Here is an 11,158-nt window from a genome sequence, read left to right on the forward strand (position 1 = left end):
CTAATAAACTGGTTATACAACAATCAAAGTTCACAAAAGCGCCATCATAATGCCAATCGTTTATTTATAATCGTGCATTCTGAAAACGGAGACCACTGGAAACTTAAAGCAGAAATTTCGATTTTACATCAGGCAATATCCAATTATGTTGCTACTTTTGATGCCGGTCAACTCTCAACTAAAAAATTTTCAGATAATAGCACAGCACTTTCAGATATAATCTGGGTAACACAATGAATTACATAGGCTCTAAACACAAACTCAACCCGTGGATCTTTGAAACCATATCTAAAGCCGTTAGCTGCCAACTAAAGGAGGTTGTTTTTTGTGATCTTTTTGCCGGCACCGGAGCTGTAGGAAGGAATTTTAAGCCATTGGTCAAGAAAGTTATTGCAAATGACCTTGAATATTACAGTTTTGTATTACTCCGAAATTATATCGGCAATAACAAGCCGCTTGTTTACGAGGGTATTTTGAATGAGCTCAACCAAATTCAACCGGTAAAAGGATTTATTTTTGAAAACTACAGTGAAGAAGGCAAAGAAAAAAGGCTTTATTTTTCTAAAGAAAATGGTCAAAAAATAGACGCTATCAGACAACGAATAGAATTTTGGAAAAACAAAAATAAGATCTCAAAAGAACTCTATTTTTTTCTTTTAGCATCACTTATTGAAAGTGCTGATAAAGTAGCAAATACAGCATCAGTTTATGGGGCCTTCCTAAAAAAAATTAAAAAATCAGCAACAAAACCTTTAGAGCTCAAACCGGCCTTTTTTGAATTTTCTGAAAATTCACACCACGTTTATCAAGAAGATGCCAATGTACTTATAAAAAACATCAGTGGAGATGTTTTATACCTTGACCCACCCTACAATGCACGTCAATACGGATCGAACTACCATCTGTTGAATACTATTGCAAAATATGATACCTTTGTTCCACAAGGAAAAACTGGATTGCGCAATTACAAAAAAAGCAATTACTGCAGAAAAGGAGAGGTAACCCAATCTTTTGAAGAATTAATAAAAAACGCACAATTTCAATATGTGTTTTTAAGTTACAATAACGAAGGGCTAATGACCGAAAAAACTGTGCAATCAATCATGAAACGTTATGGTAAGTATGATTTAAACACCATAAACTACCAACGTTTTAAAGCTGACAAATCGGAAAACAGAAACCACAAAGCAGATGCCACAGTTGAGTATTTGCATATATTAGAAAAAACTTAAACCATGTTTACAGAAAAAGCCAACAAGATTTTTCAAGATGTAATTAAAACCTACCACATTATCAACACGGTTGATCAGCCGTTTAAAAATCCCTATGATCGAAATGCACAACTCATTGAGCACCTGCTCTACAGAAAATGCTGGATAGACACAGTGCAGTGGCATTATGAAGACATCATTCGCGATCCTCAAATTGATCCTGTGGCAGCCTTAAAGCTAAAACGTCAAATTGATGCATCCAATCAGGATCGTACAGATACTGTTGAATATATCGACGGTTATTTCCTGGAGAAATATAAAGATGTTGAGGTAAAGAAAAAGGCTAAAATCAATACCGAAAGCCCCGCCTGGGGAATTGACAGACTTTCAATTCTTGCATTAAAAATTTATCATATGGATGAAGAAGCCAACAGAGCAGACGCTTCACCGGAATACAGACTAAAATGCAAAGAAAAACTAGATGTTCTTTTAGAGCAACGCATTGATTTATCAACCGCCATTGATCAGTTATTGGAAGATATTGCTAATGGTGAAAAATACATGAAGGTCTATAAACAAATGAAAATGTACAATGACGACGAAATGAATCCAGTTCTCCGTAAAAAGTAATGCCCAAAACATCACATATTCTTGTTGTTCGATTATCCGCTTTAGGAGATGTAGCATTGAGTATTCCGGTATTGAGAGTGCTTTGCGACACTTACACCGGCCTAAAAATAACTGTAATTTCTAAATCCTTTCACAAACCTTTATTTGAAGAATTACCCAACGTTCAATTTTTCCCCGCTGAGTTAAATGGTAAACACAATGGTGTCAAAGGACTTATAAAACTTGCCTGCAAACTTAAGAATGAAAATATTGATGCTGTAGCAGACATCCATAATGTGTTGAGGTCTAACGTGATGAATATATGTTTTAAAATTAACGGAATTCCAGTTGCAATAATTAACAAAGGCAGAGCAGAAAAAAAAGCACTGACAAGATCCAAAAATAAAGCCTTTAAACCACTTAAGACCACTGTTGAGCGTTATGTTGAAGTATTTGAAAAATTGGGATTTCCAATTGATATAAAACAGCACACTTTTCCGGTTCGTAAGGATATTCCACCTAAATTGCTCCCTCTTTTTGATAAAACCTATAAAAAACACATAGGTATTGCCCCTTTTGCTGCACATGAAGGAAAAATGTATCCTTTGGAATTCATGGAAGAAGTCATTGCAAATCTTGATGCAGAAAGAGAAACACAAATTTTTCTTTTTGGTGGCGGAAAATCTGAGGAAGAAATACTCCAAAAGCTGGAACAAAAATATGTTACAGTAACAAACTTAGCCGGCACGCTTTTGTTTGAGCAAGAACTAGCTGTGATTTCTAATCTAGACGCTATGCTTGCCATGGACAGTGGCAATGCTCATCTGGCTGCAATCTATGATGTTCCAACCATTACTATTTGGGGAGTTACACACCCTTATGCAGGGTTTTACCCATTTAATCAACCGGCAGAAAATGCATTGCTTGCTGATAGAGACCAATACCCCCTAATTCCTACATCCATTTATGGCAATAGGTTTCCTAAAGGCTATGAAAATGCTATTAAGACCATTAAACCACAGCAAATTTTAGATAAAATAAAAGAAGTTTTGCAGAGCCCTTTTAAGGACTGAAACCCCGAGGGCTCATAGCATAATAGTCTAAAACCTAAAGGCTATTGTTTATTAAACATCATCATAATCCACCTTCAACACCGAAGTTGTAGGTTGTGCCTGACATGTTAAAACCAGCCCTTCTTCAATTTCTTCATCAGTTAAGATTTGATTTTTGCGCATTGTAGCGGAGCCCTCTTTAATCCTTGCGATGCAGGTACTGCAAATACCACCTTGACAGGAATAGGGAGCGTCAAGGTTGTGCTCAAGCACTACTTCTAACACTGTTTTACCTTGAGGCATTATTAATGAGGTTTCTTCATCATCTAGCATCACAGTTAATGCTGTATTTCCGGGAGATGCTTCAGTTGATTCTACTGGTTCTGATGAGCTTGAAAACAATTCAAAATGTATGGATTCTCTAGAAACATCATTGGATAATAGAGTTTCTTTTAGTTCCTCAATCATTGGCTCGGGTCCACAAAGAAAATAACTGTTTATCTGGTGTGATTTGTATTTATTTTTGATAAAATAATTAGCAATTGATTTACTAATTCTTCCAAACTGGTATCCTTCAACCTCTTTTCGGCTAAAAACAAATTCAAGCATAAAGCGCTCGGGATATTTTTGTTGTAAATCAATCAACGACTTCATAAAAATAGTTTCTTCGGGTGATTTGTTTCCGTAAACTAGAAGAAATTTACTTTCGGGCTCTTCTTCCATAACAGTCTTAATTATGGAAATAACCGGAGTAATTCCACTACCCGCTGCAAATGCGGCATAGGTGTTAAGGGAGTTTTTATTGGGTTCTAATATAAATTTGCCTTCGGGCGGAAGTACAGAAAGTGTATCACCTTCTTGCAATTCACGGTTTACAAATTCTGAAAAGCGGCCATTTTTTACTTCTTTCACTACCACAGAAAGCATTTTTTCATAAGGGGCAGAACAGAGTGAGTAGGCTCTTCTTGTTTTCACACCTTGAATTTCTGTTTCCAGAGTCAGATATTGACCGGCTTTGAAATTAAAAGCTGATTTAAGATTCTCAGGTATTTCAAAGTGCAATGAGACAGCTTCTTTGGTTTCTCTGATAATTTTATGAACTTTAAGAGAGTGAAGTTTTGACATTCTTTTTTTTTACAAAAATACAATCTTGTTTGACAATGAAAACCCTTAATTTAAAATTTAGACTATTTGAGGTATTTTAAAAGTACACAATTAATAAAATTAGAAGTTCAGACTCAACATTCTTTGGCTTCTATTCAATGGGCAAGAACATTAGAAAAATCAAAATTTAAGCTTAGTTTTCTGATTTTTTCAAAAAGAAACGTATTTTTACAACTTGCAAACATTTTATATACTAAAATCTAAGATTTTTAGTTAGTTATCATAAATAAATTCGATTTAATTTGAAAGGCATTTATAAATTTTCAGCAATACTTCTGGTATGTGTTTTGGTGGCGTCTTCCTGCTCCCGAAAAAAGAGCACATTCATGACCAGAAACTTCAGAGCAGTTAATGCAGAGTTTAATGCAATTTACAATGGCAATCTTGCTCTCGAACAAGGTAAACAAGCCTTGGTTCAAAATGTAAAAGATGATTATTTTGAAATTTTACCTGTTGAGCGTATTCAGCTTTCCGACGAAATTCAAATGCCCGGAGAAACAAGAAACTCTGATTTTGAACGCGCTGAAGAAAAAGCTGTTGTTGCTATTCAAAAACATTCAATTTATTTTGACGGGAAAGAACACAACCCTCAAATTGATGAAGCTTACATGCTTTTAGGAAAAGCCCGCTATTATGAGTCAAGATTTATTCCGGCACTGGAAGCTTTCAACTTCATTCTTCACAGATACCCAACCAGCAACAGCGTAAACACAGCAAAAATCTGGAGGGAAAAAACCAATATTCGTCTTCAAAATGAAGAAGTTGCATTAAACAATTTAAAAGAACTTTTTGAAAAAGCAAAGCTTGAGGACGAAGACTTTGCTGACGCATCTGCAATGATTGCACAGGCATATATCAACATGGAACACCTTGACAGTGCATTGGTTCACATAAAAAATGCGGCAAAGTTTTCTAAGGATAATGAAATTAAAGGGAGACTACTTTTTATTAAAGGTCAAATTTACAACTCCTTAAATCAAAAAGACAGTGCAAACCTTGCTTTTAATGAAGTCATTGAATTAAACCGAAAATCACCAAGAAATTATTTCATTCATTCCAAAATTCAAAAAATTAAAAATTTTGATTATGAAAACGATGATAAATTAGCTATAAAGGAACAGCTTGAAGAGTTGATAAACGACCGTGAGAATAGACCATTTCTTGACTTTATTCATCATCAAAAAGCTGATTTTTACAGAAACATTGGTGAAACGGAAGAAGCTTTAGCAGCTTACAATAATTCAATTAAAGAGTTTAGACAAAATCAAAAGCTTCAGGCGCTGAATTACGCTTCTTTAGGTGATTTATATTTTGACAATTCTGAATACAGAGCTGCCGGAAGTTATTATGACAGCACACTTCAAAGATTGGTTGAAAACACAAGAGAACACCGTATAATCAAGAAAAAAAGAGACAATCTGGAAGACGTAATAAAGTATGAAGATATAGCCACTAGAAATGATAGTATCATTTCAATAATAAGAATGGATGAATCAGAGCGGTTAGCCTATTTTACAGAATACGCAAACAACCTAAAAAGCAGAGCCTTAGCAGACTCTATTGCCGCAGTTAAAGAAAAAGAAAACTTTAGAAGCAACGAATTTTTTAAAGGAAACCAAAGAGGTAAGGAAGACAAAGAAAATGCTGGAGGAACCTTTTATTTTTATAACGCTACCGCCCTCGCTTCAGGAAAACTTCAGTTTAGACGTCAATGGGGTGATAGAAAACTGGAAGATGATTGGAGAAGGTCAAATAAAAAAACTTCACAAAGCGATATCCAATCTGATGTCTTGACGGCAACAGGTGTCCCAATTTCAGAAAATGATGCATTTAACGCAGAAAGTTACTTAGCAGAAATCCCCTCAGACCAACAGGTTATTGATAGTATAGTTGGAGAAAGAAACATGGCTTATTATCAGTTAGGATTAATTTATAAAGAAAAGTTCAAAGAATATAATCTGGCCATAAACCGATTAGAAACTTTGCTGACATTTCAGCCTCAAGAAAGGTTGGTAGTGCCATCAAAATACCACCTTTATAAAACCTATGAGCTGCTTGAAAATTCCGTAAAAATGGAACAATATAAAAGTGATATTGTAACAAATCACCCAAATTCAAGATATGCAGAAATTATAAGTAATCCAGAAGCTGTTCTGGCTGAAGATGAATCAAGCCCTGAGTTTAAGTATAATCAACTTTATCAACTTTTTGAAGAACAACAATATGCCGAAGTTATTGAAAAGGCAGACAACTATATTACACAATATATAGGAGATGAAATAGTGCCAAAGTTTGAAATGCTGAAAGCTACAGCTATCGGAAAACAGGATGGGCTTGAAGAATATAAAAAAGCCATGAATTTTATCTCTCTTAATTATCCTAACACAGAAGAAGGTAAAAAAGCAAATAACATTTACCACGCCCAAATCCCAAAATTGGAAAACTTCGACTTTGAAGCCAACAACGATTCTGACAGGTGGAAATTAATCTATGAATTTAATTCAAATTCAAAAGAACAAGCAGTTACTTTCAAAGAAAAAATTGACAATGCTATTAAAGAACTCAAATTTGATTACCTCGATACTTCAATAGATTATTACAATCCTTCAAAAGTATTGGTTGTGGTTCATGGACTTTATAGCCAGGAAGGAGCCAAGGGATTTGCAGAGACCATAAAAGAAAATAAGAAATTTAAGATTTCCAATCCCTACATTGAAATTTCATCGCCCAATTATGCTGTTGTTCAAGTACACAAAAATTTAGATTTGTATAACAATAAAATCAAATAACATGTTTTCAGACAAAAAATCGAAATCCCCGGCAGTTGTCGGTAATCAGCAAAACAGAATCACTGAAGGCACAACCATTACCGGAGATATTGTATCTAATTCTGGTATGCGAATAGATGGCAATATTCAGGGCAACGTTAAGACGCCCTCAAAAGTTGTTTTAGGAGAAAACGGAATTATTAAAGGCACATTAGAATGTGAAAATGCAGACTTAGAAGGAAGCTTCTCTGGAAATATGACAATTACAGGAACTCTCACCTTAAGAGCTTCAGCAAGGGTTGACGGCGATGTTGTTGTTGGTAAATTGGCTATAGAACCCGGCGCATCGTTTAATGCTACGTGTGTTATGAAAGGTTCTGTAAAACAAATGGCTCAAAAAGAATCTAAATCAGAAGAGGCTTTAAAGTCACAAAACCATCTTTTTGAAAAACAAGAAAGAAATCAAAAGGCCAAAGCAGGACAAAGCGTTTAGCAACTATGCAATTTACTCTGCCATTGCTTTTCAAATGATCGCAATCATCGGAGTGGGAACTTACCTGGGAAGCAAGCTTGACGATTATTTTAAAACCGAAAAACCTATACTAACAGCAGGTTTATCTCTGCTTTCTGTTTTAATCGCTATTTTTGTAGTGGTTAGACAAATTCTTTCAAACTCCAAAAAAGACAATTAATGAACGCAAGCTTTATTAAAAGAGAAACGACCTTTCTCTTGTTGCTATTACTCTTCACATTGTTGCTCTTTGCAATACATTGGTATATAAATTTTCACTTTTTTTTCGATATTGAACTAATTCTTCCATTATATACAATTTATAGCTTTCACTTTATAACGGTATTGATTGTCTATTCAATTGTAAACTTTAAATTTTCAACTGGTAAAAAGGAAATTTTCCCTTTGTTTATGGGCGCTACACTTTTTAAAATGATTTTATGTATTGTTTTTTTATTACCCGTGCTGTTAAATCCCAATGAAAATGCAACCCTGGAAGTATTTAACTTCTTCATCCCTTACTTTCTTTATTTGGCTTTTGAAATTGTAAATATTACTCTTTTTCTAAAAGAGAAATAAACCTTAATTTTAATGTTTGACATTTCATTTAGTATTACTACATTTGCACCGATTTTAAGGAACGCATTATTATCTTATTGAAAGCAATGAAATTAAGCGCCATCAGAACACTATTATTAGGAGTATTTTTAAGTACTTCTTTTTTTGTATCTGCACAAGAAGTCTCACCTGAGACTCAAGAGGATAAAAAATTTGATCCAAAAAGCATGATTATGCATCACGTCAAAGATGCTTATGGGTTTCATATTATTGATATAGGCGAAAAGAAATATTCTATTTCACTTCCCATAATTTTATGGACTGACAATGGCCTCACAACCTTTATGTCATCTGCCTTTGATCACGATTATTATGGAAATGTTGTAGTTGAAAGAAACGGCGGAAAGTTTGTGAATTACAAAGAGAAAATTTATCAACTCAATCCCGGTGAAGATACATTGGTAAAAGGCGAAGATGGATACCCGGCAAATACCACCAAGCCACTTGACATCTCCATCACCAAAAATGTCTTTATGATGTGGGTTTCAGTGTTGGTATTGTTCTTAATTTTTATTGGAGCTGCCAGAAAATACAAAAAATCAGAAAGCTTTGTTCCTAAAGGAATAGCGAGTTTTGTAGAGCCTTTAGTTCTTTTTATAAGAGATGAAGTAGCCATACCAATGATTGGTGAGAAAAAGTATGCACGCTATATGCCCTACCTTTTAACGGTCTTTTTCTTTATTTGGTTAAACAATATTTTTGGTTTAATCCCAATTATAAATGGAGCCAACCTTACCGGAAATATTGCATTTACATTGACAATGGCGACGTTCACATTTATCATTACAACATTTAGCGGAAACAAAAGCTACTGGAAGCACATTTTCTGGATGCCGGGAGTACCTGTTCCAATGAAGATATTTTTAATGCCCATTGAAATTGTGGGAATGTTTACAAAGCCCATCTCGTTAATGATTCGTCTTTTTGCAAACATTACAGCAGGTCATATTATTATACTCGCTTTAATGTCGCTTATTTTTATTTTTAATACGGTTGCAATTGCGCCTGTATCTGTGGCTTTTTCATTATTTATTATAGTAATAGAGATTGTTGTTACAGCAATTCAGGCTTATATATTTACCATCTTGTCAGCCCTATATTTTGGGATGGCAACAGAAGAACATGAACACCATTAATTAATTTAAATTTTATAACTATGACTATTACAGGAATTGCAGCTATTGGAGCTGGTTTAGCAGCTATTGGAGCTGGAATGGGTATCGGACGTATTGGTGGGTCGGCTATGGAAGCTATGGCTCGTCAACCTGAAATCCAAGGTAAGATTCAAACATCTGCACTAATTCTTGCAGCTTTCGTTGAGGCGGTTGCATTATTTGGAGTGGTTGTTGCCTTGTTACAAGGGTAAAAATCAAAAAGCACAGAAGTAACGGTTGGTTGCTTCTGTGTTTTTAATAAATTTAAATGATTAAAACTTTATAGAAATGGATTTAGTAACTCCCGGATTTGGACTTGTATTTTGGACGGCAATCACTTTCCTTATACTCCTTTTTATATTAAAGAAATTTGCCTGGAAACCCATTCTAGGCGCTGTTAGCTCTCGTGAAGAGTCCATTAAAGACGCACTTGCTGCTGCTGAAGCCGCTCGTCGCGAAATGGAAAACCTGCAAGCAGATAATGAGCGTATTCTTCAGGAAGCCCGTGCTGAACGTGAAGCCATGTTGAAAGAAGCACGCGATATGAAAAATAAAATGATCGCTGACGCTAAAGAGGATGCCAAACTTACTGCAGATAAAATGATTTCCCAGGCTCAGGAAGCCATTCAAAGTGAGAAAAAAGCAGCCATTGCTGAATTGAAAGGTCAGGTAGCATCGCTTTCTTTGGAGATCGCAGAAAAAGTTGTAAAACAAGAATTGTCTAACAAAGGCCAGCAAGAAAAACTTGTGGAGGATATGTTGGGAAAAGCCAAATTAAACTAAGCAACTCATGAGCAGAGCAGCCATAAGATATGCAAAAGCAGTTTTAGATCTTTCAACTCAGAAGGGATCTTCAAAAGAGACCTTTATTGAAATGAAAGATGCTTTGAACACACTTCAAGGCAGCAAAGAATTGCAATTGATGTTGAAAAGCCCTGTGGTTAAACAAGAAGACAAGCGAGCTGTTCTAAAAGAAGTGTTCAGTAACTCCTCTGAAATCCTTTTGAGCTTGATGGACATCTTGATTGACAACAAGCGTGGAGGTCTTTTGGAAAAGGTAGCTACAAATTATATTTCGCTTTACAACACAAGTATCAATGCAGTTGAGGCAGTTGTAACATCAGCAATTCCTCTTGATAATGCTTTGGAACAAAAAGTATTGGCCAAAGTAAAAGAACTCACAGGAGCAACAGAAGTTACTCTTGTTAACAAAGTAGATCCTGCAATTATTGGAGGGTTTGTTTTACGTGTAGGCGACACTCAATATGACGCGAGTATTGCAAACAACTTTGAAGAATTAAGAAAAGAATTTAAACAAGCATATAATTAAAAAAGCGTCATAGACGACTTTAACTTTATATTTTAATACAATGGCAGAAGTAAAACCGGCTGAAGTATCAGCAATTTTAAAGAAACAACTTTCAGGATTTGAAGCATCAGCTTCCCTTGATGAAGTAGGAACTGTTTTAACCGTGGGTGATGGTATTGCCCGTGTATATGGACTTTCAAATGTACAATACGGCGAACTTGTAGAGTTTGGCGGTGGTTTGGAAGGAATTGTACTTAACCTTGAGGAAGACAATGTTGGTGTGGTACTTTTAGGACCTTCTAAAGCAATTAAAGAAGGCTCTGTTGTAAAACGCACACAACGCATTGCTTCTATTAAAGTGGGTGAAGGAATCACAGGGCGTGTAGTTGACACTCTTGGAATCCCAATCGACGGAAAAGGACCTATTGTTGGCGAAACTTATGAATTGCCACTTGAACGCAAAGCGCCTGGTGTAATTTACAGAGAGCCTGTAACTGAACCCCTTCAAACAGGTATCAAGGCGATTGACGCGATGATTCCGGTGGGAAGAGGTCAGCGTGAATTGGTAATTGGTGACCGTCAAACGGGTAAAACTACTGTTTGTATCGATACCATTATCAACCAAAAAGAATTTTATGATGCCGGTGAGCCGGTGTATTGTATCTATGTGGCTATTGGCCAAAAAGCATCAACCGTTGCAAACATTGCTAAAGTCCTTGAAGATAAAGGTGCTATGGCATATACAACAATTGTTGCTGCAAA

Annotated in this window: 11 protein-coding genes and 2 pseudogenes; 12 read left to right on the forward strand and 1 reads right to left on the reverse strand. The window is 35.5% G+C overall.

Annotated features, from left to right (window positions below):
* The 4 genes and pseudogenes from AACY61_RS02510 to AACY61_RS02525 all read left to right on the forward strand — a co-directional run.
* Positions 1-237: pseudogene (locus AACY61_RS02510) on the forward strand (hypothetical protein); the annotation flags it as partial.
* On the forward strand, positions 234-1,232 hold the full coding sequence (locus AACY61_RS02515) for a DNA adenine methylase (RefSeq protein WP_339609859.1): 999 nt from the start codon (positions 234-236) through the stop codon (positions 1,230-1,232). The pseudogene AACY61_RS02510 and the gene AACY61_RS02515, both read left to right, overlap by 4 nt.
* A 3-nt stretch (positions 1,233-1,235) precedes the next feature.
* Positions 1,236-1,841: a DUF4254 domain-containing protein gene (locus AACY61_RS02520; protein WP_339609861.1), complete on the forward strand. Its 606-nt coding sequence runs from the start codon at positions 1,236-1,238 to the stop codon at positions 1,839-1,841.
* The gene (locus tag AACY61_RS02525) at positions 1,841-2,893 is read left to right on the forward strand and encodes a glycosyltransferase family 9 protein (protein WP_339609863.1); all 1,053 of its coding nucleotides are present in this window, start codon (positions 1,841-1,843) and stop codon (positions 2,891-2,893) included. The genes AACY61_RS02520 and AACY61_RS02525 overlap by 1 nt, the downstream gene beginning before the upstream one ends.
* A gap of 51 nt (positions 2,894-2,944) precedes the next feature.
* Here AACY61_RS02525 and AACY61_RS02530 read toward each other — a convergent pair whose 3' ends face one another.
* Positions 2,945-3,997: a ferredoxin--NADP reductase gene (locus AACY61_RS02530; RefSeq protein ID WP_339609865.1), complete on the reverse strand. Its 1,053-nt coding sequence runs from the start codon at positions 3,995-3,997 to the stop codon at positions 2,945-2,947.
* A 365-nt stretch (positions 3,998-4,362) separates the two neighbouring features.
* On the opposite strand from AACY61_RS02530, the gene AACY61_RS02535 reads away from it, so the two are divergent.
* From AACY61_RS02535 to AACY61_RS02570, 8 genes and pseudogenes are all read left to right on the forward strand, one after another.
* On the forward strand, positions 4,363-6,825 hold the full coding sequence (locus AACY61_RS02535; protein WP_339609867.1) for a hypothetical protein: 2,463 nt from the start codon (positions 4,363-4,365) through the stop codon (positions 6,823-6,825).
* 1 nt (position 6,826) lies between these two features.
* A complete protein-coding gene (locus tag AACY61_RS02540; RefSeq protein WP_339609869.1) occupies positions 6,827-7,297 on the forward strand; it encodes a polymer-forming cytoskeletal protein in 471 nt (156 codons plus the stop codon).
* Positions 7,248-7,496 (forward strand): AtpZ/AtpI family protein, encoded by a 249-nt coding sequence (locus AACY61_RS02545; RefSeq protein WP_339609871.1) that lies wholly within the window; start codon positions 7,248-7,250, stop codon positions 7,494-7,496. Before AACY61_RS02540 ends, AACY61_RS02545 begins: the two co-directional genes overlap by 50 nt.
* A 484-nt stretch (positions 7,497-7,980) precedes the next feature.
* Entirely contained in the window at positions 7,981-9,069 is a 1,089-nt protein-coding gene (gene atpB, locus AACY61_RS02550; protein ID WP_339609873.1) for a F0F1 ATP synthase subunit A, read from the forward strand.
* A 20-nt stretch (positions 9,070-9,089) separates the two neighbouring features.
* A complete protein-coding gene (gene atpE / locus AACY61_RS02555) occupies positions 9,090-9,299 on the forward strand; it encodes an ATP synthase F0 subunit C (protein ID WP_125086948.1) in 210 nt (69 codons plus the stop codon).
* 76 nt (positions 9,300-9,375) lie between these two features.
* The gene (locus tag AACY61_RS02560) at positions 9,376-9,870 is read left to right on the forward strand and encodes a F0F1 ATP synthase subunit B (RefSeq protein ID WP_339609878.1); all 495 of its coding nucleotides are present in this window, start codon (positions 9,376-9,378) and stop codon (positions 9,868-9,870) included.
* Positions 9,871-9,877: 7 nt separating this feature from the next.
* The gene (gene atpH / locus AACY61_RS02565) at positions 9,878-10,417 is read left to right on the forward strand and encodes an ATP synthase F1 subunit delta (RefSeq protein ID WP_339609880.1); all 540 of its coding nucleotides are present in this window, start codon (positions 9,878-9,880) and stop codon (positions 10,415-10,417) included.
* A 40-nt stretch (positions 10,418-10,457) separates the two neighbouring features.
* Positions 10,458-11,158 (forward strand): annotated as a pseudogene (locus AACY61_RS02570) (F0F1 ATP synthase subunit alpha); the annotation flags it as partial.

Origin of the sequence: uncultured Planktosalinus sp., assembly GCF_963973675.1 — a bacterium.
In the GTDB taxonomy this organism is placed as follows: domain Bacteria; phylum Bacteroidota; class Bacteroidia; order Flavobacteriales; family Flavobacteriaceae; genus Planktosalinus.